General features: G+C 72.4%; 20 protein-coding genes and 1 tRNA gene. 13 read left to right on the top strand and 8 right to left on the bottom strand.

Features of this window, described 5'->3' with window-relative positions:
* Positions 1 to 1420, bottom strand: a 1420-nt coding sequence (locus AB0D32_RS31210; RefSeq protein ID WP_357097955.1) for a beta-N-acetylhexosaminidase, incomplete at its 3' end; no start/stop codon positions are given.
* Between the two features lie 171 nt (positions 1421 to 1591).
* Between AB0D32_RS31210 and AB0D32_RS31205 the strand changes: the two genes are divergently transcribed.
* From AB0D32_RS31205 to AB0D32_RS31150, 12 genes are all read left to right on the top strand, one after another.
* Positions 1592 to 1664, top strand: a tRNA-OTHER gene (locus tag AB0D32_RS31205).
* Positions 1665 to 1689: 25 nt separating this feature from the next.
* On the top strand, positions 1690 to 3054 hold the full coding sequence (locus AB0D32_RS31200) for an SDR family NAD(P)-dependent oxidoreductase (protein ID WP_357097952.1): 1365 nt from the start codon (positions 1690 to 1692) through the stop codon (positions 3052 to 3054).
* Complete coding sequence (locus tag AB0D32_RS31195; protein WP_357097949.1) at positions 3051 to 4187, top strand: gala protein; 1137 nt, start codon at positions 3051 to 3053, stop codon at positions 4185 to 4187. The genes AB0D32_RS31200 and AB0D32_RS31195 overlap by 4 nt, the downstream gene beginning before the upstream one ends.
* A gap of 65 nt (positions 4188 to 4252) precedes the next feature.
* A complete protein-coding gene (locus AB0D32_RS31190) occupies positions 4253 to 5848 on the top strand; it encodes an ankyrin repeat domain-containing protein (protein WP_357097964.1) in 1596 nt (531 codons plus the stop codon).
* Complete coding sequence (locus tag AB0D32_RS31185) at positions 5845 to 7026, top strand: AAA family ATPase (RefSeq protein WP_357097946.1); 1182 nt, start codon at positions 5845 to 5847, stop codon at positions 7024 to 7026. Before AB0D32_RS31190 ends, AB0D32_RS31185 begins: the two co-directional genes overlap by 4 nt.
* Positions 7023 to 8204, top strand: a complete 1182-nt coding sequence (locus tag AB0D32_RS31180; RefSeq protein WP_357097943.1) for a VWA-like domain-containing protein — start codon at positions 7023 to 7025, stop codon at positions 8202 to 8204. Before AB0D32_RS31185 ends, AB0D32_RS31180 begins: the two co-directional genes overlap by 4 nt.
* 87 nt (positions 8205 to 8291) lie before the next feature.
* Positions 8292 to 9017 (top strand): GntR family transcriptional regulator, encoded by a 726-nt coding sequence (locus tag AB0D32_RS31175; RefSeq protein WP_357097940.1) that lies wholly within the window; start codon positions 8292 to 8294, stop codon positions 9015 to 9017.
* Positions 9014 to 9865 carry a sterol desaturase family protein gene (locus AB0D32_RS31170; RefSeq protein WP_357097937.1) on the top strand — a complete coding sequence of 284 codons (852 nt, stop codon included), beginning with the start codon at positions 9014 to 9016 and terminating at the stop codon, positions 9863 to 9865. The genes AB0D32_RS31175 and AB0D32_RS31170 overlap by 4 nt, the downstream gene beginning before the upstream one ends.
* Entirely contained in the window at positions 9862 to 10518 is a 657-nt protein-coding gene (locus tag AB0D32_RS31165) for a lysoplasmalogenase (protein ID WP_357097935.1), read from the top strand. Before AB0D32_RS31170 ends, AB0D32_RS31165 begins: the two co-directional genes overlap by 4 nt.
* 169 nt (positions 10519 to 10687) lie before the next feature.
* Positions 10688 to 11614 (top strand): polyphosphate polymerase domain-containing protein, encoded by a 927-nt coding sequence (locus AB0D32_RS31160; RefSeq protein ID WP_357097932.1) that lies wholly within the window; start codon positions 10688 to 10690, stop codon positions 11612 to 11614.
* A 6-nt stretch (positions 11615 to 11620) separates the two neighbouring features.
* Entirely contained in the window at positions 11621 to 12298 is a 678-nt protein-coding gene (locus AB0D32_RS31155; protein ID WP_357097929.1) for a DUF4956 domain-containing protein, read from the top strand.
* Positions 12298 to 14037 (top strand): CotH kinase family protein, encoded by a 1740-nt coding sequence (locus tag AB0D32_RS31150; RefSeq protein WP_357097926.1) that lies wholly within the window; start codon positions 12298 to 12300, stop codon positions 14035 to 14037. Before AB0D32_RS31155 ends, AB0D32_RS31150 begins: the two co-directional genes overlap by 1 nt.
* Positions 14038 to 14082: 45 nt before the next feature.
* On the opposite strand, the gene AB0D32_RS31145 is transcribed toward AB0D32_RS31150, so the two are convergent.
* The 4 genes from AB0D32_RS31145 to AB0D32_RS31130 form a co-directional block, all read right to left on the bottom strand.
* Complete coding sequence (locus AB0D32_RS31145; protein WP_357097923.1) at positions 14083 to 14979, bottom strand: hypothetical protein; 897 nt, start codon at positions 14977 to 14979, stop codon at positions 14083 to 14085.
* A 332-nt stretch (positions 14980 to 15311) separates the two neighbouring features.
* Positions 15312 to 16361 (bottom strand): enediyne biosynthesis protein, encoded by a 1050-nt coding sequence (locus tag AB0D32_RS31140; protein ID WP_357097920.1) that lies wholly within the window; start codon positions 16359 to 16361, stop codon positions 15312 to 15314.
* On the bottom strand, positions 16358 to 18265 hold the full coding sequence (locus tag AB0D32_RS31135; protein WP_357097961.1) for a CRTAC1 family protein: 1908 nt from the start codon (positions 18263 to 18265) through the stop codon (positions 16358 to 16360). Before AB0D32_RS31135 ends, AB0D32_RS31140 begins: the two co-directional genes overlap by 4 nt.
* Positions 18266 to 18702: 437 nt before the next feature.
* The gene (locus AB0D32_RS31130) at positions 18703 to 19416 is read right to left on the bottom strand and encodes a MerR family transcriptional regulator (RefSeq protein WP_357097916.1); all 714 of its coding nucleotides are present in this window, start codon (positions 19414 to 19416) and stop codon (positions 18703 to 18705) included.
* 398 nt (positions 19417 to 19814) lie between these two features.
* Between AB0D32_RS31130 and AB0D32_RS31125 the strand changes: the two genes are divergently transcribed.
* Positions 19815 to 20591 carry an AraC family transcriptional regulator gene (locus AB0D32_RS31125; protein ID WP_357097913.1) on the top strand — a complete coding sequence of 259 codons (777 nt, stop codon included), beginning with the start codon at positions 19815 to 19817 and terminating at the stop codon, positions 20589 to 20591.
* Between the two features lie 457 nt (positions 20592 to 21048).
* Here AB0D32_RS31125 and AB0D32_RS31120 read toward each other — a convergent pair whose 3' ends face one another.
* Genes AB0D32_RS31120 through AB0D32_RS31110 form a run of 3 tightly spaced genes read right to left on the bottom strand, consistent with a single transcriptional unit; the run spans position 21049 to position 23401 of the window.
* Positions 21049 to 22410 (bottom strand): cytochrome P450, encoded by a 1362-nt coding sequence (locus AB0D32_RS31120; protein WP_357097910.1) that lies wholly within the window; start codon positions 22408 to 22410, stop codon positions 21049 to 21051.
* Positions 22407 to 22901 (bottom strand): flavin reductase family protein, encoded by a 495-nt coding sequence (locus AB0D32_RS31115; RefSeq protein WP_357097958.1) that lies wholly within the window; start codon positions 22899 to 22901, stop codon positions 22407 to 22409. Before AB0D32_RS31115 ends, AB0D32_RS31120 begins: the two co-directional genes overlap by 4 nt.
* A 59-nt stretch (positions 22902 to 22960) precedes the next feature.
* The gene (locus tag AB0D32_RS31110) at positions 22961 to 23401 is read right to left on the bottom strand and encodes an acyl-CoA thioesterase (RefSeq protein ID WP_357097905.1); all 441 of its coding nucleotides are present in this window, start codon (positions 23399 to 23401) and stop codon (positions 22961 to 22963) included.
* Positions 23402 to 23404: the final 3 nt, after the last annotated feature.

The raw sequence follows: 23404 nt of genomic DNA, 5'->3' as shown, positions 1-23404 counted from the left end.
CGAAAAGCATGCGACGCTCAAAGACCTGCCCGCCGTCCGGGACAAGCGGTACGTCGTCCTGGACTTCTCCTCCACCTCCGCAGGCGTGCGGAACGACGTCGCTCACCTCGATGTAGCCGGCCCACCGCAGGCCCAGACGGGTGTTCGCGTCGTACTTCATGTCGAGGTAGGACCTGCTGGCCGGCGACATGACCACCTTGTTGCCCCGCGCGGCGGCCTCGGCCAGGTCCGCGTCGGTGGTGCCGGTGCCCCAGAACTGGGGTACGACGTCGGCGGGCGGATCGACCTGCAGGATCTCGTGCCAGCCCGAGACGCGCTTGCCGTACTTCGCGACCAGTGGCAGCACGCGCCGCATGAACGTGCGGTACTCCTCGTCGGTGGTCGCGTGCGCCTCGTCGCCGCCGATGTGCAGGAACGGCCCGGGCGTGATCTCGGCGATCTCACGGATGACGTCCTCGACGAAGCGGTAGGTCAGTTCGTCGCCGATGCACAGGGAGCTGTAGCCGACCTCGATGTCGGTACGCGGGGGCGGCGCGACCCCGTCGCAGTTCAGTTCCGGATAGGTCGACTGGGCGGCGTTGGTGTGTCCCGGCATGTCGATCTCGGGCACCACGGTGATGTGCCGGGCGGCGGCGTAGGCGACCACGGCCCGGTAGTCGGCCTTGGTGAGGTATCCGGGCCCGACACCGTCGACGCCGGTGCCCGGGCCACCACCGACGGCGGCGAGCTTCGGCCAGGAGTCGATCTGGATCCGCCACCCCTGGTCGTCGGTGAGGTGCAGGTGCAGGTAGTTGATTTTGTACTGGCTGAGCAGGTCCACATACGCGGTGATCTCGTCGACGGAGTGGAAGTGCCGGGCCAGGTCGAGCATGGCCCCCCGGTAGGCGAAGCGCGGATGGTCCACGATCCGGCCGCCCGGCACCGTCCAGGTCACCCGCTGCCGGTCGGGCGCCTCGATCCGGGCGGGCAACAGCTGACGCAGCGTCTGGGTGCCGGCGAACAGCCCGGCAGCCGTGTTCGCCCGGATCGTCACGCCGCGACGGGTGACGTCGAGTTGGTACCCCTCCTGGCCGAGGCGCCCGTCGGCGCCGCCGAGCACCAGGGCGATCTCGGGTAACGGTGTGGAGCGGACCGGCAGCACCGGAAGCTGATAGCCGGTCGCGGGACGCAGTGTCTCCGCGAGCTGCCGCCCGACCCGCAGGGCGGCGGCGGAGCCGGGTGACGTACGGATGACGGTCTTTGGGCGGAGCGTGAAGGTGTCCCGAGCGGCGGGGCGCGTCTCCACCGGCGCGGGGATCACCTCGCTCAGCTGTCGGGCGGGGGCTGCGGGCGCGGCGACGGCCGCGGCTCCCGGGAGGGCGAACGGCAGTCCGATGGCGGCTACGGCGAGCAGCCGCGTGATGGTGTTCCGGCGACGCACGGATACCTCCAGCCTCGTAAAGATCGATGCCTTTCGATCTAATCCCGCACGCTACCCGCGCCGACTCCAACTGTAAACCTTCCTTACCGTAACGGGGGGAGGTGGCGAGCCGCTGGTCGGACACCGGCAGGGATCCGGTTGTCGGTGGCCTTCGGTATGCTCCCGCGCGGCGAGGCCGTAGCGCAGAGGTCGACGCGCCTTGACAGCAAGCTGGAGGACGCCGGTTCGAATCCGGCCGGTCTCGCCCCCACCCCTCACGAAGGAGCGTCGTGCCCGTCGATCCCGCCGAGCTGGCGGCCTGCCTCGCCGTGCTCAACCGGCTCGACGACGCCGACCTGGACGAGGCGATCCGGCAGGAGCTGGAGCGGGCGGTCACCGCCGCCCACCGGGGGGTCAAGAGGCGCGCCAAGGCCCGCCGGGACGCCACGACCCGGGCCGCGGACCGCGCGCTGCTGGCCGGCGCCACCCGCTTCCACACCGAGATCCCCGACCCCGCGCCGCCATCCGGCGTCGATCCCGCACCGCTGCCCGGCGCCGCCGCGGCCGGGAGCGCGCAGCTCCGCAGGGCACGGCACTGCTACGTGTGCAAGCTGCCCTACCGGCGGGTGGACGTGGACTACCACCTGATGTGCCCGCCCTGCGCGGCGGAGAACCGCGAGCGGCGCCACGCCCGCTGCGACCTGACCGGCCGCACCGCCGTGGTGACCGGCGGCCGGGTGAAGATCGGCTTCCACACCGCGCTCAAGTTGCTCCGCGACGGCGCCGACGTGATCGTGACGACCCGGTTTCCCCGCGACGCGGCCCGGCGCTTCGCCGCCCTGCCGGACGCCGACGAATGGGCCGGCCGGCTCTACGTGCACGGGCTGGACCTGCTCGACCTGGCCGGCACCCTCGACTTCGTCGCGCTGGTCGGGCGACGCTTCGCCGGGCTGGACGTCCTGGTCAACAACGCCGCGCAGACGCTGCACCGGCCGGAGGCGTACCACCGGGCGGTCCGGGCCGCCGAGTCCGCGGCGCTGGAGGGGCCGGCGGCGCGGATCGCAATCGGCGCCGCGCCCGCCACCACCACCGTGGCCGGGCTGCCCGCCGGGCTGGACGCGTTCTTCCCCGCCGGGCAGGTCGACGAGACGGGCCAGCCGCTCGACCTGCGCGAGGTCAACTCCTGGGTGCTCAGCGACGCCGAGGTCAGCCCGCACGAGTGGTTGCAGGTGCACGTGGTGAACGCCTTCGCGCCCTTCCTGCTCACCTCCCGGCTGCGCCCCCTGATGCAGGCGAGCGTCCGGCCACAGCGGCACGTCGTGCAGGTGTCCGCGATGGAGGGCAGCTACTCCCGCGCCGGCAAGACGACCCGGCATCCGCACACCAACATGGCCAAGGCCTCGCTGAACATGCTGGTCCGTACGGTCGCGCCCGACTACCTGGCCGGTGGCATCCACATGAACAGCGTGGACACCGGCTGGGTCACCGACGAACGGCCGCATCCGGGCAAGACCGCCCAGCGCGACCTCGGCTTCCGGCCACCGCTCGACGTCGTCGACGGGGCCGCCCGGGTCTACGACCCGATCGTGCGCGGCGTGCGCGGCACGCCGGTGAGCGGCCAGTTCCTCAAGGACTACCGGAGCGTGCCCTGGTGACCGACCCGACGCCGGTGCGCTGCCCGGCCATCGCCGACCCCGACGCCGGTCTCGCCGACCCCGGCGACTTCGATCCCCTGCTGCTCCGCCTCGCCGCGCCGGAGACGGTCGCCGGGCCCGAGGTGTTCCCACGCGGCACGGTGCAGCCCGACGGCCGGCTGGACCTGTGCAAGCAGGGCGTCGGCCCGGTGCAGACCGCCCGGCTCATGGCCGCCGCGGTCGACTCCCCGCTGGTGCGGCACCTGCTGCTCGGCACCAACGGGCTCGGTGCCGACGGCGCCCGGGCGGTGGCCGAGGCGCTGCGCCCCGGCCACCGCATCCAGACGCTCTACCTGGGCTGCAACCGGATCGACCCGAGCGGGGTCGACGCGCTCGCCGACCGGCTGGCCGGTGACGACACCGTGCGGGCGCTGTGGCTCAAGCGCAACCCGGTCGGCGACGAGGGTGTGCGCCGGCTCGCCGACGCGCTCGCGGTCAACACCGCCATCCGCACGCTCGACCTGGTCAACGTCGGGATGGGCGTGCCCGGGCTGACCGCCCTCGCGGAGGCGCTGGCCGCCCGCGAGCAACCCGTGCGTCGGCTCTTCCTCGGCGGCAACGGCTTCGGGCCGGACGCCGTCGGGCTGCTCGGCGCGCTCATCCGCTCCGCCGGCGTCCGGGAGCTGTACCTGGCGGCGAACCGCCTCGGTGACGTTGGCGCGGCGGCCCTCGCCGAGCTGGCCGACGGGGTGGAGCTGACGCTCGGGCTGGGCGGCAACGGCATCACCCCGGTCGGGGTCGCGGCACTGGCCCGCCACCTGGGGTCCTGGCGGGCGCTCGACCTGGCCCGACCGCCGTCGGAGCGGGCCCTCGGGGCACGCGGCAACGTGGTCGGCGACGAGGGAGCGGCGGCACTCGCCGACGCGTTGCCCGCCGCCCGGCTACGACGGCTCGACGTGCGGCGTACGGAGATCGGCGGCCGGGGCGCGCGGCGGCTCGTCGAGGCCGTCGAGGAGCACCCCACGCTGGAGTATCTCGGCATCAACGGCGGCGTGCCGCGCCGGCAGCGCCGCCGCGCCTCCGCGCTGCTCGCCGAACGACCGGTCACCGCGCCGCACGAGGACATCCGGGCGATCGCGAGCGTCTACCGGTGAACCCGCCCGTCATCGACGAGATCCGCACCTGGCAACGCGTCCGCCGGTACGCCGTGCCCGCCCCGATGATCGAGGCGTGCACCGCCGCCCGGGAGGCCGGCGACTGGCGGGCCGCCTGTGCCGCCGGGCGGATCGACGTGGCGTTCGACCTGGCCGAGGTGGCCCGGGAGCACGGCCGGTCCCGGGCCGGCCGGATCGAGGCGGACCTCGGCGTACTCGCCCCGGATCTGCTGCGCTGGCATCTGCCGCGGGTGCTCGGCGGCCGCACCGGTGTCGCCACCCACCAGCAGATCCTGCTGTCCACGACGGACGAACGGTTCGGCGACGACGCCGTCGCGCTGGTGCTGGAGACGCCGAAGACCGTGGACGGGTCGCAGCGGCTGCGGTTGACCGTCAGCCCCGTGCAGGCCGAGGAGACCATCCGGCCGGACCTGCCGCCGGCGTACTGGAGCGCCGCGCACGTCGACGGTCTCGCCGTCGCGTACGGCGGCTCGCCGGCCCGGCTGCCCGGCTTCGAGGTCGACGGCGCCCTCCGGCCGGTCGGGTCGTACGCGACGGCGGTCGACCCGTACGATCCGGCGAGCCGGGCCGAGGTCTTCGACCGGCTCATCGCCGCCGGCGAGGTGCGCGAGGCGTGGGCCGTGGCCGGCGTCGACCTGGACCCGGAGATCCACCATTTCGATCGCGGGGCGGCGGACGCGGAGCGGGGGCACCTGGTCCCGCTGGGGCTGGACGCCGAACTCGCCCGGCTCCATGCCCGCTACGGCGCCGACCGGGTCATGATCGGCTCCGGGTGGCAGCTGACGGCCGAGGTGTACCGGCAACGCGACGGCACGGTGGCCGCCTCGTTCGTCGGGTACGACCGGCAGCACTTCACCCGACCCCGGTTCGCCCCGGTGGTGCACGAGCGGCCCGCCGACCTGGACCTGATGCGGCACGGCCTGCTCGACCCCGCCGAGCTGCACCCCCTGGTGCGCCGGGCACTGTTCCCGACGACACCGCCGCCGCCGGCGGCGGGTCCGGCGGCGACGTCCGGCCTACGGGTGAGCGTGCCGGTGCGCTGCGGGAGCGGATGGCACACCCTCCTGCACGGCGACGGCCGCCTCGACCCGGTCTCGCACACCCCCGAAGAGGTCGCCGCCGAGGAGTTGCTGCGCGCCCTCGGCGGGCGGTCGGCGGGCTGCTTCGCCACCGTCCAGGCGTGGCGGGGCGGCACCGGCCGGCTGCCCCGGTCCCTGCGCCAGCTACGACGGGACGTGCTGCTCCGGATCCAGCACGGCGGCGCGGCGGCGCTGGCCGCCCTGCTCGACGCGGGGCTCGACCCGAGGATGACCGACGGCCGGGGCGGGACGCTGCTGCACCACCTGCGCGCCGTGGAGGACGTCGCGCTGCTGCGGCGACTGTGCGACGCCGGCGTCCCGATCGGGGCCCGGGACCGTCGGGGGCGTACCGCCCTGCACGTGGCCGTTGGCGACGGCGGCACCCCGGAACTGGTCCGCGCGCTGCTGGCGGCCGGTGCCGATCCGCACGCCCCGGACGGTGACGACCTCACCGCCCGCGACCTGGCGGAGGGAAAGGCGGGCATGTACGACGACGACGGGGACGACGTGCGGCCGGTGTCCGAGATCCGGGACGTACTGGCCGAGTGGACGGGCCGATGACGGCGAGCGTGCGGGCGCTGGCCGCGGCGGACGACCTCGTCGCCGCGACCCGCGCGTGGCGGACGGAGCCGGCCGCCGATCCGAAGGTCGAGGCGCTGGCCCTGACGGTGTCGGCGAACCTGCCAGTGCTGCTGTGGGGCGAGCCGGGCATCGGCAAGTCCGCCACCCTGCAACAGCTCGCCGACGGGCTGGGCCTGCCGCTGGAGACGGTCATCGCCAGCGTGCACGAGCCGTCGGACTTCGCGGGGCTGCCGATCGTCGGGGACTCCCCGGCGACCGACGGGGTGCCGATGGCCCCGCCGGACTGGGCGGTCCGGCTGGCGCGTACCGGATCGGGGTTGCTCTTCTTCGACGAGCTCTCCTCGGCGCCGCCGGCGGTGCAGGCGGCGCTGCTGCGGGTGGTGCTGGAACGCCGGATCGGCAGCCTCTCGCTGCCGCCTTCGGTGCGGATCGTGGCGGCCGCGAACCCACCGACCAGTGCGGCGGACGGCTGGCACCTGGCCCCGCCGCTGGCGAACCGGTTCGTCCACCTGCACTGGACGCACGACGCGCGCACCGTCGCACGCGGCCTGGCCGGCACCTGGCCGGCGGTCGACGTGCCCGCGGTCCGCCCCGGGCGCACCGGCACGGCGTTGGCCCGGGCGCGTGGGGCCGTCGCGGGCTTCCTCACCGCCCGGCCGGGACTGACCCACCACCTGCCCGCGGACGCCGAGGCCCGCGGCGGCGCCTGGCCGTCCCCGCGCACCTGGGAGATGGTGCTGCGACTGCTCGCCGTCCACCACGCCGCCGGTGCCGGGGCGGAGGCGCTGGCGCTGGCCGTGATCGGCGCGGTGGGCGACGGTGCCGGGTTGGAGTTCGTCACCTACCTGGAGAACCTCGACCTGCCCGACCCGGAGCGGGTGCTCGCCGACCCGGAGGCGTTCCGACTGCCCGAACGCGGCGACCGCCAGTTGGCGTTCCTCACCGCGGTGATCTCGGCGGTGCAGGCGAAGGTCGACCGGTCGCGCTGGGAGGCCGGCTGGGTGGTGCTGGGCAAGGCGGTCGAGGCGGGCGTGCCGGACGTGGCGGCGCGCGCCGCGATGGACCTCGCGGCGCTGCGCGACACCTCCTGGCCGGTGCCGCCGGCCATCCACGCCTTCGCCGAGGTGCTCGGGCTCTCGGGTCGCCTGGCCGGATGAGCCCCGACGGTCCCCGGCTGGACCGGACGAAGCTGCTCGCGGCCCGGTTCCGGGCGGCGCACGAGCGGCCCTACCTCGCCACCGCGCTGTACAGCCTCACGGTGGTGGAGTCCCGGGAGGTGTCCACCATGGGGGTGGACCGGCGGTGGCGCTGCCACGTCTCGCCGGGGTTCGTCGACCGGCTGCCGGTGCCGCAGCTCGCGGCGGTGTGGATCCACGAGGTGGCCCACCTGCTGCGCGACCACCACGGCCGCGCCGACCGCCTTCCGGCGGGGCAGCGGCGCGACCATCACCGGGTCAACGTCGCGCAGGACTGCGAGATCAACGACGACCTGCTGGCGGACCGGCTGCCGCTGCCGGCCGACCGGATCGAGCCGGCGACCTTCGGGCTGCCGGCGGGTCTGCTGTTCGAGGCGTACCTGCCGCTGCTGCCGGCACACCTGCGAGGGCACGACCCGCCCGACTGCGGTTCCGGGGCGCACGGCGTCGACCGGGCGTGGGAGAGCGGCGGCGCGGGCGGGGTCAGCGCGGTCGAGGCGGGGGCGATACGGCGGGAGACGGCGCACGCGGTCCGCGCCCACGTCCGGTCCCGGGGCACCGTCGCGGCCGGCTGGCAACGGTGGGCCGCCCAGGTGCTCGAGCCCCGGGTGGACTGGCGGCGGGCGCTGACCGGCGTGGTACGCGAGGCCGCGGCCTGGGCGAGTGGCGCGGTCGACTACACCTACCGGCGCCCCTCGCGACGCTCGGGGGCGATGCGCGGGGTGGTGCTGCCCAGCCTGCGACGCCCGGTGCCCCGGGTGGCGATCGTGGTGGACACGTCGGGTTCGATGGGCGACGGTCAGCTCGCGGCGGCGCTCACCGAGGTCGCCGGGGTGCTGCGGGCGGTCGGTGTCGGCGGCAACCGGGTCACCGTGCTCTCCTGCGACGCGGCCGTGCACGTCGTACGGCGGGTGCACACCGTCGGCGAGGTGCGGCTGGCCGGGGGCGGCGGCACCGACATGCGGGTCGGGATCGAGGCCGCGTTGACGGGTCGGCCGCACATCGTGGTGGTGCTGACCGACGGGCTGACGCCGTGGCCGGCCACGCCACCGGAGTCCGTCCGGGTGATCGCGGGGCTGATCGGCGCCGGCGCGCCGCAGCCCCCGTCCTGGATCGCCAGCGTCACGATCGACGACTGAGCTGGCACCAGCCGGTCGGCGGGCAGGTCGACTCATGCTGGTCCAACCAGTTGACGGGTTGATGTGCGACGCGCCACACTCCTCGGCATGACCTTCGCTCCCGTCCCCCGTTCCTCGGTCTCCGACCACGTCTTCGGCCAGATCCGCGACGCCATCGTCAGCGGCGGCTACCAACCGGACGAGGCGCTGCCCGGCGAGCGGGAACTGGCCGCCGCCTTCGGGGTCAACCGGCACGCCGTCCGGGAGGCCCTGCGCCGGTTGCAGCAGCTCGGCCTGGTACGGGTCAGCCAGGGCGGCGCCACCCGCGTGCTGGACTGGCGGGTGCACGCCGGGCTCGACCTCGCCCTCTCCCTCACCCGCTTCCACGACACCCTCCCGGTGGACACCCTGGTCCGCGACATGCTGGAGATGCGGGCCTGCATCGGCGTCGACGCGGCCCGGCTCTGTGCCGAACGCGGCGACGCGACGGTCCGGGCCGCGATCCTGCGCGCCGTCGAGGAGTACGCGGGCCTGGCACCGGACCTGACCGGGATGGGCGAGGCCACCATCGTGCTCTGGCGGCACATCGTCGCCGGCTCGGGCAACACCGCCTACCTGCTGGCCTTCAACAGCCTGGTGGCCGGCGCGCTCGCCGTCGGCGAGGTGCCACCGGAGCGGCGCGCCGCGGAACTCCTCGACGTCGCGGGCCACCGCCGGCTCGCCGACGCCGTCGTCACCGGCCGGGCCTCCGACGCCGTCCGCGAGGCACGGGCCCTGCTCACCGCCCCCCTCACCGCCCCCGCCGCAGCACCGAGAAGGGAAGCCCGGGCATGATCCCCGCCGTGCTCTACGCCGTACCGGCGTTCCTGCTCCTCATCGCCGTCGAGGCACTCTCCTACCGGTTCGCCCCCGACGACGACGAACGCGGGTACGAGCTGCGCGACACCGCCACCAGCCTGACCATGGGTGCGGGCAGCCAGGTCATCGGCGTGCCGTGGAAGCTCCTGACGATCGGCCTCTACGCCGCCGCGTACACCGTCACGCCGATCCAGCTCTCCCCCACCAGCGTCTGGACGTGGGTGCTGCTGTTCTTCGCCGACGACCTCGCCTACTACTGGTTCCACCGATCCCACCACGAGGTGCGGCTGCTCTGGGCCGGGCACGTGGTGCACCACTCCAGCGTCTTCTTCAACCTCTCCACGGCGCTGCGGCAGAGCTGGACCCCGATGACGTCCATCCCGTTCTGGCTGGGCCTGGCACTGCTCGGCATCCCCCCGTGGATGATCTTCCTCCAGCAGTCGGTCAGCCTGCTGTACCAGTTCTTCCTGCACACCGAGAGGGTCACCGTGCTGCCCCGTCCCATTGAGTGGATCTTCAACACGCCGTCGCACCACCGGGTCCACCACGGCGCCAACGCCGAGTACCTCGACCGCAACTACGGCGGCATCCTGATCGTCTGGGACCGGCTGTTCGGCACCTTCGAGCCCGAGCGCGCCACCGTCCGGTACGGCCTGACCAAGAACATCGACACGTACAACCCGCTGCGCGTGGCGACCCACGAGTACCGGGCGATCTGGGCCGACGCCCGGGCCGCCTCGTCCTGGCGGCACCGCCTCGGCCACGTGCTCGGTCGCCCCGGCTGGCAGCCCGCCCCGCAGCCGCAGCCGGCGGTGGCCCGATGAGGCGCCTCTGGCCGTTCGGCGTGGTGGCCGCCGTCGAGCTGGTCGGCGTCGCGGCCGACTCGGCTCTCCTACAGTGGCTGGCCAAGCCCCTGCTCGCGCCGGTGCTGCTGGTGTACCTGCTGCGGGTACGCCGACGCGTCGACCCCGTCGCCGTCGGCCTGGTCTTCGCGACGGGCGGCGACATCGCGCTGTTGCTCTCCGGCGACACGGCGTTCCTCGTCGGCATGGGGTGTTTCCTCGGCGCCCAGGTGGCCTTCCTGACCGCCTTCCTGCGCCACCGTCGGCCCCCGGTCGTCGCGGTCGCCATCTACCTCGCCTGCTGGGCGGCGGCCAACCTGGTGCTGTGGAACGGCCTCGGCCCGCTGCGGTTGCCGGTCCTCGGCTACAGCCTCGCACTCACTCTGATGGCCGCCGCCGCGGTCGGCGTCTCCCGGCGGGTGGCCCTGGGCGGCGGGCTGTTCCTGATCTCCGACCTGCTGATCGGGATGGGCGTCGCGGGCTCCCGGGTGCCCGGCCACGGCCTGGCCGTGATGACCACCTACATCGCGGCCCTGCTGCTCATCACCACCGGCTGGGTGGCCGCCAACCGGGTCACGGCCGGTGCCGGCAAACCCGCGCACGTCCCGGGGCCGGTGCCCGGCAACGCCCGGTAGCCGACCCGGCGGCGCCCGCCGGTCCGCCCCGGGCCGGCGGGCGCCGTCGTGGGCGGGCACGGCGGCACCGCGCGTTCACCCGGGATTCACAAGGCATCCACACGCCACTCACAGGTCGGCGGGTTTGGCTGGCGCCTGACCTCGTCCACCTACGAGATCGGCAACCGCCATGCGTCTCTCCTTCCGTGCCCGACCCGCGCCATCCGGTGCGATCGGCGACGAACCGCCGGCCCCCGGCGCTGGCCCGGGCGCACCGGCCACGGCCCGGGACACCGACCGGGCCGGGCACGCCCTGCGCGCGCCGAGCAGGCTGCACGCCTTCAACCGGTACGAGATCAAGTATCTCGTCGACAGCGCCGCCGCGCGGGCCCTGCGCGACGAGTTCGCGGCCCGGATGGACCTCGACAGCCACGGCGGCACCGGCGGGTACGGCGTGTGGAGCGTGTACTACGACACGGCCCGGCTGCGCTTCTACTGGGAGAAGATCGAGGGCCTCCGGTTCCGCCGCAAGCTGCGGATCCGGCACTACGGCGACCGCCGCACCGTCACCGACGACACCACCGTGTACGTCGAGATCAAGCAGCGGGTCAACCGGGTCACCCAGAAGCGTCGGATCGCCCTGCCGTACCGGCTCGCCCGCGAACTGTGCGACGGGCGGGTGGCGGTCGAGCACGACGAGTCCCAGCGCGCCTTCGTCCAGGAGGTCCTCGAACTGGTCTCGGGGCTGGACCTGCGACCGGTCGCGATGACCGGCTACCAGCGCGAGGCGTTCGTCGGCCGCGACGCCGACGCCGGCCTGCGCGTCACCCTGGACCACCGCGTACGGGGCCGCGACCGGGACTTCCACCTGGGCGCCGACGCGGAGAACCGGCTGATCGTGCCGGCGAAGCTGTCGGTGGTGGAGATCAAGGCCAACGAGCGGGTGCCGTACTGGCTCACCGACCTGGCCGCCCGATCGAACATGTCGGTCGTCCGGATGTCCAAGTACTGCCAGAGCGTCGAGGCCTTCGGCCGGGCCCCCCGATCCGTCTTCCACGTCGTCGACGAGGATCCCGCCGCCGGCCTGTCCCCCACCACCGTCACCAGCGAGGCCTGAGAAACCATGGACTTCACCTTCCAGGATCTGTCCGGCACGTTCAGCGTCGCGGACATCGCGATCGCCCTGTCGTTGTCGTTCCTGCTCAGCGCCGCCATCGGCTGGGTCTACCGGTTCACCCACCGCAACGTGTCCTACAGCCAGTCGTACGTGCAGACGCTCGTCATCCTCGGCATGCTCATCTCGCTGATCATGCTGGTGGTCGGGTCGAACATCGCCCGGGCCTTCGCGCTGGTCGGCGCGCTGTCCGTGGTGCGTTTCCGCAACGCCATCAAGGAGACACGCGACGTCGGCTTCATCTTCCTGGTGATGGGCGTGGGCATGGCCTGCGGCACCCGCTTCTACACCCTCGCCGTCGTCGCCGCCCTCGTGATCGGCATGGTCATCCTGGTCATGTACCGGTTCAACTGGTTCGCCTCTTCCGTGCAGCGGCAGGTGGTCAAGGTGCAGGTTCCGCCGGACGGCGACCACACCGCGTCCATCCAGGACGTCCTCATCCGGCATACCAGCGAGTTCGAGCTGGTCAGCATGGAGACCATCCGTGGCGGTGCGCTGACGGAGATCATGTACACGGTGCGGCTGCGCAAGGGCCACGAGCCGGGCCAGCTGATCTCGGCGCTCAGCGAGCGTACGTCCGGGCAGCGGGTGACGGTGCTGACCGGCTACGACCAGACGGACCTGTGATGCCGGCGCCCCCCGGCCCGGGACGGCGGCTGCTGCGTCGGATCCCGGTCCGCGTCCGGCACCACTGGCGGCTGCTGGCCGGCTGCGTCGCGCTCCTCGTCGTGCTGACGGTGGGGTTCAGCACGGTGCGCGTGCAGCCGTACGTCACCAGCGGCGGCAGCCGCGCCGGCGACGAGGTCACCCAGGACCTCGCCGGCACCCGGGAGCTGTTCGACCCGACCGTCGCGCACAGCATCAGCCTGACGTTCCGGGACTCGGACTACGAGCGGATGGTCGACACCTTCGCGAAGGAGGGCGAGAAGGAGTACCTGGAGGCCGACCTGACGATCGACGGCACCACCGTCCCGAGCGTGGGGATCCGGCTCAAGGGCAACTCGACGCTGGCCGGGCTGACCCGCGACGGCGAGGTCATCGGCAGCCGGCCCGGCGGGCAGGGCGGGCCGGCCGACGGGGAGGGTCCGGCCAGGGGCGCACCCGGAGCCGACGGGCCGGGTGGGGCACGGCCCGGCGACGCCGGAGCGGCGGGGAACCAGCCGGGGGCGCCCGGAGGTGCCGCCCGGCCCGGCGGCGCCGGCCGTACGGCGCTCAAGGCCGAGGAGCCCGAGACGCTGCCCTGGCTCATCCGGTTCGACGAGTTCGTGGCGGGCCGCCGCTACCAGGGGCACCGGGAGATCGCCGTCCGGGTCGGCGGCATGGGCGGCGGCTCGACGGTGCTCAACGAGGCCGTGTCCCTGCGCGTGCTCGCCGAGGCCGGGGAGGCTGCCCCGGCGTACGCGTACTCGCGGTTCGTCGTCAACGACCGGCCGGCCACGGCCCGGCTCGTGATCGAGCACCCGGGCAGCACCTTCGCCGACGGCCTCGACGGCGACGGCGTGCTCTACAAGGCCCTCGCCTCCGGGAGCTTCACCGACCAGGGCGACGACCCGACGGACTACCAGGACGACTTCCGCCAGATCACCGGCAGGGGCGACCACGACCTCCAGCCCGTCATCGACCTGGTGCGGTGGGTGGCCGACAGCAGCGACGCCGAGTTCGACGCACACCTGGCCGACCACGTCGACGTAGATTCCTTCGCCCGCTACGTGGCGTGGCAGAACCTGCTGCTCAACTTCGACGACATGTCGGGGCCCGGGCGCAACTACTACCTCTGGTACGACCTGACCACGAAGAAGTTCACCATCGTCGGCTGGGACTACAACCTGACCTTCAGCGGCAGCGCCGACCAGGGGCCGCACGACGCGGGCCGGATGGGGGGCGGCCTCCCCCGGCCCGGAGTCCAGCCCCCAGCCGGTGACCGGCCCACCGACGCCGACCGGCCAACCGCCGACAGCCAACAGCCGCAGGACGGGCAGGCTCCGCAGGACGGGCAAGGTTCGCAGAGCAGGCGAGCTCCGCAGAGCGGGCAGATGCCGGAGGGGGCGCGGCCGTCGGGCCGGGTGCCCGGGCAGGGTGACGGCGAGCGGATGGGCGGCGGGCCCGGCGGCGGCCACAAGCTCAAGGAGCGGTTCCTGGCCAGCTCCGCCTTCACGAACGCCTACGAGCAGGCCTACCGCGAGCTGTACCGGGAGGTCTACGCGGACGGCGCGGCGCTCACGGCCCTGGACGACCTGGTCGGGGTGGTCTCGACCGTGGAGGGGCACGGCGCGCAGAGCCTCGCCACCGAGGCGGAGCGGCTGCGCACGCTGATCCGCGAACGCACGTCGAGCCTCGCCGGGCACGAGGTCGTCACGGGGAACTGACGGCGCCGTACGTGGTGGCAGGCGCCCGGGGCGCCTGCCACCCGGTCAGTTGTACGGCATCGTCGGGAACCATCCCACGCCGAAGATGGCCGGCACGCGCAGGTCCCAGTACACGACGGTGAAGACGCCCAGCGCGACCAGCAGCGAGCCGGTCACGGTCGCGGCACGTCGCGGCGACGCCATCCAGCTGAGGAAGCGACCCCGGGTGAGGAGGATGAGCGCCGCGAAGAGCGCCGCCACGATGAGGATGTTGCCCAGCGACTGCAGGGCGAAGGCGAGGGCGCCGTACCCGGGGTTGCCGGTGTCGACCGCCCAGTGGAACAGCTTGTTGAACAGCGGGTACGGCCGGCCGACCAGGAAGCCTCCGACCAGGGCGCCCATGACGACGACCCGCGCCACCGGGCGGGTGGCGAAGACGTCGGGCAGCAGGCCGAGGGCCGCCAGGCCGAGGTACGTCAGCGCCAGACCGATCAGGCCGAAGACCACCGAGGACTGGATGAGACGGACGGGCATCCCGCCGACGGTGTCGGTGGACAGCTGCGGCAGCCGTTCGCCGAGGAGCACACCGACCGCGCCGTAGGTCGCCGACACCGCCAGCATGCCGACGGTCAGCCAGGCGACGGGCCGCAGCAGCGACCGTACGCCGTGGCGGTGGCCGGGCGCACCGGCCTGGCTCAGCGGCCCGACCGAGGCCGCCATCGCGATGTTGCAGGCGGTGAAGGTCCCGGCGAAGCCGGACACGAAGGCGAACAGCAGCCCCGCCGCCGTACCGCTGATGGCGACGCCCTTCGCGTCGTGGCCCAGCAGGGTGTCGGCGACGGTGTCGCCGATCACGGAGTCGACCAGCTCGAACGACCAGAGCACGGCGAGCAGCACGCCCGCCGCGGCGCTGATCAGCGCCGTCCGTCGACGGCCTGCCGCCGGCGGGGGTACGGATCCCACCGGTGCACGCGGTGGGGCCTCGGGGGTGGGGTGCACGTCGCATCGCCTCGCTTTCCTCTCTGGCGCGGGCCGGTGGGGCGGCGCGCGGGCGGCGGTCCGCTCCGGCGCGGCCCGACCGGCCCGGCGGCGCCCTCGCGGCGCGCACAGGCCTGCGCCGGCGGCGTCCGCTACGGTGCCCGGATCCGTCGGCGCCCCTCAGCGTGCCGGTCGCGTCGCACGACCGCGTCTTCGGACGTGCGGACTCTCGGCGTGCACCGTCGACGGGGCCGGACACGCCTCCGTCGCCGGCGGGCACGTTCTGGGCCGCGCCGGCGACGGAGTCGGTTGGTGCGTCAGGTGACGGCGGGCTGTGCCTCCGCAGAACGCCGGGAGCGGTCGCGCAGCCAGATGCCCCACCAGAGCAGACCCCGGGCGAGACAGACGATCGTCACGGCGAAGAAGAGCGTGTAGACGACGTTGAAGGTGATCAGTACGCCGTACACGGCCGCGACGCTCGCGCCGAACATGAACTGGGCCCGCCCCGAGCTGGGGGTCGTACCCGGGTCGGTGATCATGTAGTTGGTGAACAGCACGAACGCCACTCCGGTGATCGGCAGCAGGGCCGCCCAGAGCGCGACGTCCCAGATGAAGTGCCGCACCAGCGCCTGGATCACGAAGCCGCCCACCCAGCCCACGACCAGCGGGATCTTCTTGGTCAGCACCCCGTTGAGGACCGTGCCGGCCGTCAGGATGACCAGCGGCACGAGGATCCGGATCATGTCCGGGACGTCCTCGGTGAAGTGGTACGGCGGGGCGATGTTGACCCAGGAGAAGGCGACCAGGGTCACCGTGATGCCGAAGTTGGACGGGTTCATGAAGTGCCGCATGCGGCCCTTGATGGGCGCCAGGAAGATCGCCTTCTGCCCGATGGCGACGACCACCGCGAAGGCGATCGGCCAGAAGTTGTCGTTGGCGTAGAGCAGCATGTTCGCGGCGAGCGCGGTGATGTGGGTGGGCAGCAGGAACGTGTACATCCCCCAGGCGCCGTTGCCGGTGAAGGCCGGCGGGCGTTTGTTCGCCCGCGCGGTGACCAGCTCGACCACGATCTCGGTGGCGTAGCCGACCGCCAGGGCGAGCAACGGCCAGGTCCAGGGCTGCTCGAAGCCGAGCACCGTGTAACCGAGGATGTTGAAGATGCTCATCGAGATGGCGAAGTTGCGCAGGGCCAGGTATCGGGGATCCCGCCGGTCGACCCGCGGGGGCGCTCCGGGTGTGGCCGCCACCGACGCGTTGCGGTCGAAGGTGACGGCCGGCACCGGACTGACCGGGGCGTTGGCGACCGCGGTGCCCCCCGCCCCTCTCACGTCGGTGCCGTTGCGGGCGCTGTCTCGGACGTCGGTCATTTGGCGTTCATCTCCTGGGCTTTGTCCGTGAGCATGATCGTGTGCCAGCCCGCGGCGAGGTCGAGGGTCTGCTTGTGCACGCCACCGTCGAGGTCGCGCCAGGCGATCTCCGCCGAGACCGGCTTGTCGCCGGCGTCGCCGAGGCCGAAGAAGACGTCGAAGCTGCGCTTGCCCGAGTGACCGCTGCCGCCGTCGAGCTGGGCGACGCGGGTGCGACCGTCCGCGGTCTTCACCCGGACCTGGGCGCCGTACGCGGGCGTGCCGCGGCCGTCCTCGCCCGGCCGGCACAGGCGCAGGCCGAGGAAGTTGCCGTTGCCGGGCTTGTCGTTGCGGTAGTACGACGGGGCGGCCCACTGGCGGGCCACCGCGAAGTCCTGTCCCCCGTCGCCGTTGGTGTCGGCGACGGCCACGCCGCGGCTCGGGGTGCCGTCGGTCATGCCGAGTTCGGCGCTGATGTTCGCGTAGCGCCCGTTCTTCTCCCGGACCCAGAAGGCGAACGGTTCGGAGCCGGCGATGTCGTCGCCCGGCTCGGCCTTGGGCCACATGGCCGGGTTGCGGAGCATGAGGTCGTTGCTCATGGCCAGCTCCTGCAACCACGACCAACGGTTGATCTTGCCCTTGACGAACCCGGCGGTCTGGACGACCGTCATCTCGCCGCTGTTGTCGAAGTCCGCCATCTTGGCATCCCAGCCCCAGCCGACCCAGGCCATGTTGAGTTCGGCGGCCTTGTTGTCGAAGACCGCCTTGCCCTCGCTCAACCGCTTACGGGCGTCGGCCAGGCTCGACGAGTTGTTGCGCCAGACGAAGTTGCTCTCCTCCAGGCCCCAGGAGGTGGTGATGTTGCTGACGAACATGTCGAACTTGCCGGTGCCGCCGAGGTCGCCGAACTCGATGGACATGCCCTTGAACGAGTCGTGGCCGACCACCATGGACTTCGGGGTGAGCGCGCCACGGCGCCCCTCCGCGACCGCAAAGCGGATCTTTCCCGGCGTGGAGACGTTGTGGAAGAACCGGTCCCGTCCGAAGTCGTTGGCGAGGTACAGCTCGGGCAGCAGGTCGCCGTCGATGTCGGCGGAGCCTGCGCCGAGGGTCCAGCCGGTGGCGTACGCCGGGGGGATGGCGGACTGCTCCTCATAGGTCACCGACGGGTTGTCGCCGCCGGTGGCGCCGGTCCACCGCAGCACGTGTGCCCCGCCGGCGTTCTCCGCCCGGGACAGCGAGTGGTTCATCTCGACGTTCGGCTGGCCGGCCGGATCGAGCACCTGGCTGTCGGGGAAGTAGTTGAAGACGCCGATGTCCGGGCGGCCGTCGCCGTCGAAGTCCGCGACCGAGACCGCGTTGGTGTTCCAGAGCTTGCCCTGGTACTCGCCGCCGGATGCGGACGGCTGACCGACCAGCTCCGTGGGCTGGAAGGTCCCCATGGCCAGCGGCGCCGTCGCGGACGCGCGGTGCAGGAACACCACGGGGGTACGACCCCAGTAGTAGGCGAGCAGGTCCGTCCGGCCGTCGAGGTTGAAGTCGCCGGGCACGCAGCCCATCGGCGCCATCGCCTTGTGGGTGGGCAGCGGCGCCGGGTCCAGCACGAAGGGTGCGTACCGGGCGGGACCGTCGGGCGACGGCGTGACGATCACACTGTCGCTGCGGCTGTCGACCAGGCAGAGGTCGTTGGCGATCATGTCGCCGTCGAGGTCGTTCGCCGCGACGGCGGCACCGACCGACGACACCCAGGCACGAATGTGCTCGTACTCGGGATTCACGGCCCGCACGGTGCGCTCGGGCAGGCCGGGCGGCAGCGCGATCGGCAGCTCGGTGAAGCCGAACCGCGACGCCAGCGTCTGACGTTCCTCGGCCGACGCGCTGGGCAGCCGGGCGACGGCGAAGAACGCGGCCACGAGGACCAGCACGAAGACAGCGGGAATGATTCGGCGGATCGCGCCGACGGGTTGGGATGGCAAGGGGTTCCCCTCCAGATTCGGCCACCACCCGTGCCGTGCAGCGGCTGATTTCGCCGTGCGGCCGGGTCTGGCGACGGGCAGTGTCGGCGACTGAGAAATGGAGTGGACTATCCCGGAAGCAATTATCTCGCTGTCATCCTTCAGCAGTTCATTGCCGCCGGAACTGGGCACCCACCATGCGGGGCGCTACGGCGTACGTTGCCGGCGCTGCCCATTCTCAGCCGTTCGAGGCATGACGTGCGGTCCCTTCACGATGCCTTGTGAACCGGCCGCGAAAGTCGCCGCCGGCTCACTTATGGTCGCGGGAGCACGGCTCGAGTTCTTCTCAAAAGTTGCTCAGTGCCCGACTACGCGCCGCACGTTACCGACCGGTTCGAACCGGCATGTCACCCGTTCGACGGCCTTCGCTCAACCGCATTCAGCGGGAATCGCAGCGCGGCGTGGTGCTCGTGCGCCATGCGGCGCAGGGCGGACAGGGCGACCCCGAACAGGACGCTGCGGACGATCGCCGGCCCCTTCTCGCTCCCGCCGTCGCCGGCGACCAGGTCGAGTTCCGCGACGACGAGCTGCTCGGCGGCGCGGGCGTAGGAGGTGAAGAAGGGAGCGTCGGCCGCGCACCCGAGGCTGCGCAGCCCGGCCAGGACCTGCGCCAGCACCTCGCCGCCGGACGCACTGGCCTCCCGGGACCAGCCGAGCTCCTCGGCGAACTCGGCCACCTCCGCCCGTGCGCAGTCCACGGCGGCCCGCCCCAACGTCTCCGACCCGTCGAGGTAGAGGGCGTTGTCCAGCACCTGGTACGCGTCCCGCAGGGCGATCTCGTCGTCGTCGATCGCGGCCAGGATCTCCCGGACGGAGGAGAGGTCGAGCCCGGCGATCCCGGTCAGGGTCCGGATCAGCCGGATCCGTCGCAGGTGCCGCTCGCTGTAGTCGGCCTGGTTGCGACCGGTGGGCAGGCCCGCCGGGAGTAGTCCTTCGCGCAGATAGAACTTGATCGTCGGGACCGACACGCCACTCTGTCTACTGAGCTCCGAGATACGCACGCGTCCTCCGCCCTGGCGAACGTTTGGGCAATCTTGCCATAGAGATCGATCGCTAGCCATTGATGGACCTCAAACATGACAGGTGGGCGCGCTGGCGACACGGGAGGCCCGGCCACTTGATCGCCACGCATCGGAACGCGCCGCCGATGTCCGAAAAATCGCACTAATGATTGATAGTCGACGGCACGGATACTGGCGAGTTCCACAATACGATGAGCAATCTTAGCGATCTTCATCCCGACCGTACAGTGGCACGTGCCAATTCTGGGCAAGAATCGATAAGCCCCGCCTCATCACTGCGCGCTACCCTCCGAACGCAGAACGTGTTGACCGGCCGACCGGCCTCGGCTAGCATCGACTGCGGTTAGCGGGGAATAGTGGCGGTCGACACCTGCAAATGACTCGGCCCAATTCGCCACATCCACAAATTGGGATTGTCCGCAATCCGGGGGAGACAAATGCACGACAGCGCAGAGCAGGCAGTGGAACGGGCGATCGACACGATGCGCAGCAATTTATCGGAGCAGTTGACGGTGGACGACATGGCACGCGCAGCCATGTTCAGCAAGTTCCACTTCACGCGGATCTTCCAGCGGGTCACCGGCATCTCGCCGGGTCGATTCCTGTCCGCGATCCGCCTGCAGGAGGCCAAGCGGCTGCTCACCACGACCAGACTCAACGTCACGGACATCAGCCTCCGGGTGGGCTACAACAGCGTCGGCACGTTCAGCACCAGGTTCACCAAGAGCGTCGGCCTGCCACCCACCACGTACCGGCGGATGGGCGGCTTCGCTCCTCGCATCCCCACCCAACGCCCGACGGGCATGACGCAGGGCGTCATCACCGGGCGGGTCACCGCCCCCGCCCGCGGGCCGGCACCCGGGATCATCTTCATGGGCCTGTTCCACCACCGCATTCCCGAAGGCCCGCCGGCGCACTGCGCCATCCTGGAGTCCCCGGGCGTCTACCACTTCACGAACGTGCCCGACGGCACCTGGTACCTGCTGTGCCACTCGGTCTCCGGGGACGTGCTCCGACTCCAGCAGGACATGATGATGGTGTCCGCGGTGGGTCCACTGGTCGTCCGCGGACGCCAGACCCTGACGGCCGACGCCCACCTCAAGCAGGTGTCCAAGATCGACCCGCCGGTGCTCCTGGCCCTGCTCGACAGCCGGAAGGCAGCGAGCGAACGCCAGGCCCGCAGAGAGAACCGGGCCGAGGTGTACGCGGCCTGACCCCGCCCACCGGCGGAAGCATCCGGTCTCCACGGGCAGGGCTCCGCAGTGCCGCGTCCCCCCGTGGTCGACACGCGACACCCCGACCGCCAACGCCCACAGTGGCGTCCGGCGGTCGGCGTGCATCCTGCAAGACCACGAACGGAATCACCCCTGGCTCGCCCCGGCCCGGCCTGGCCCTGCCCCAGCCCGGCCCGCCCCAGCCCGCCCCGGCCCGGCCCAGCTCGGCCCGGCCCGGCCCGGCCCGGCGATCTTGCACTTTCGGCCCCCTCTTTGTCACCTTTTGCACCTTCCGACCGGGCACAAAGTGCAAGATCGACGGGGAGAGGGGGCGGGAGCGGGCGCGCGAGGCGCGGGGCGCGGGGCGCGGGGTGGTGTTCGACGCCGTTCGGCTGTGGACGGAATGACGTACCGGTCCCGTGGACGCCGTGGCGTCCGCGGGACCGGTACGCGGGGATCAGTCGACCTTGTGCACCGTCATCGGCAGGCCGCCGCGCACCCGCAGCGACAGCATCGGCTCGGGCACCACCGGACGGCCGGGCACGCCGGCCAGGCGTACGTCCCTGAGCAGCATGGCCAGGACGAGGGTGGCCTCCATCATGCCCAGGTTGTTGCCCACGCAGAACCGTGGGCCGGCGCCGAAGGGGATGTACGCGTACCGGGGGCGCTCCGTGCTGCGTGCCGGGTCGAAGCGGTCCGGGTCGAACCGCTCCGGGTCGTCCCAGAACCGGGGGTGCCGGTGCAGGGTGTACGGGGAGATGAGGATGTCCGCCCCCGCCGGCACGTGGTACCCGCCGATCTCGTCGGCCTCCTGGGCCTTGCGGGGCAGGAGCCAGACCGGCGGGTAGAGCCGGATGGCCTCCTCCACCACCATCGCCGTGTACCGCAGCCGGTGCAGGTCCTCGTACCCGGGCAACCGGTCGCCCAGCACCGTCACGGCCTCCTCGCGGACCCGCTGCCGGATCTCGGGGTGCCCGTCGAGCAGGTGCAGGCTCCAGCCCAACGTGCTGGCGGTCGTCTCGTGCCCGGCCAGCAGCAGCGTGACCAGCTCGTCGCGCAGCCGCTGCCGGGCCACCCGTGGATCCTTCTCCAGCCTGGTCGAGACGATCAGGCGGGAGAGGACGTCGTCCCGCCCGTCCACGTCCCGGCCCCGGCCGGCGACGAGTTCGTCGACGACCTCCTGGAGGTGCCGGCGGGCGCGCCGGAACCGCAGCTGTCGGGGCAGCGGGATCCACGGCGGCACGGCACTCAGCGTCTCCAGCTCGAACATCGCCTGGTCCTGCACGGCGGCGAACGACCCGCCGACGCCGTGGAAGCCGCTGAGTTCGGCGTCGAGCAGGGTCCGCCCGAGCACCCCGAGGGTCAGCGTGGTCATCTCCTCCAGCACGTCGACCGGAGGGCCGTCCGCCCGGGCCACCAGCCGTTCGACCAGCAGCCCGGCCTCCTCGCCGATCACGCCCGCGTACTGGGCCAGCCGCCGGTTCTGGAACGCCGGCTGGATCACCTTGCGTTGCTTACGCCACAGCTCACCCTCGCTGGTGAGCAGGCCGTCGCCGAGCGCCCGGCGGGCGTGCACCAGGCCGATGCCCTTCTGGTAGTTGGCGCTGTTGTCGGACAGGACGTGCTTGGCGTGGTCGGGGTGGTTGAAGAAGTAGAGCTGTTTGGGGCCGACCGGCAGCCGGGCGGCGTCGCCGTACCGTTCCGCTGCCAGGGTCATCATCCGCAGCCGGTCCCGGCCCATGAGGACCAGCATGTGCAGGCCGGCGGAGCGGGGCGGGCCCGGCGGGGTACGCCGGGCCGCTCCCTCGATCGTCGTCATGCCGCCTCACTCCGCTCCCGCTCGACCTGACGGAACCGTCCGGAGAGGAAGAGCAGGGCCTCCCCACCCGCCTGGCGCTCCAGGGAGAGCAGCCGGCCGAGGAAGATGGTGTGGTCGCCGCCGTCGTAGGTTCGCCACACCTCGCACTCGAAGTGGGCGAGCGCGTCGGTGATCAGCGGCGCCCCCGTCGTCTGGCCCGGCCGCCAGTCCACCTGGTCGAACTGCTCGCTGCCGAGCGGTCGCCGCCCGTCGGCGAAGTACCGGGCCACCTGCTGCTGGTCGTCGGTCAGCACCGAGACCGCGAACGCCGGGGTCTCGGACAGGCAGGCGTGCATCACCGCGTTCCGGTCGACGCACACCAGCACCAGCGGCGGGTCGAGCGACACCGAGGTGAACGAGTTGGCGGTCATCCCGTGCGGGGTGGCACCGCCGACGGTCACCACCGTGACGCCGGTCGCGAACGCGCCGTACGCCCGCCGCAGTGCCGTCACGTCGGGCGTCCCGACGGTGAGTGTTCGCTGTACGTCCACGACGTCTCCTCCTCGCGCCGTCAGGAGCGCCGCGCCGAGGTGTACGGCGCGAGCGCCGCCACCAGTGCCTCCGGCACCCTCGCCGGCGCGGTGCGGGTGTTCGGGCCGCGCATGCAGGCGATGCGCTGCCGGCCCCGGGCCACCAGCGTCTCGCCGCCGTCCCGTTCGAGCTTGACGTAGTCAAAGCTGAACTCCAGTTGGGTCTGTGCCAGCTCCACCAGGCGCATCCGGACGGACAGCTCGTCGAACGCGGTGATCTCGGCGAAGAACTCGCAGTCGACGCGGAGGGTGAACAGCTTCAGGTCGCCGCGCACGTCCGCCAGCACGTCCGGCGCCCGCTCCTTGAGGAACATCTCCCGGCAGCGCCCCTGCCAGCGCAGGTAGTTGACGTAGTACACGTTGCCGACGAGGTTGGTCTCCTCGAAGCCCACCGTGTGCAGGTACTCGAAGTACTTGTCCATCGC

It is taken from the genome of Micromonospora sp. NPDC048170 (assembly GCF_040652795.1).
Lineage (GTDB): Bacteria > Actinomycetota > Actinomycetes > Mycobacteriales > Micromonosporaceae > Micromonospora.
This window is presented reverse-complemented; position numbering and strand designations above follow the sequence as displayed.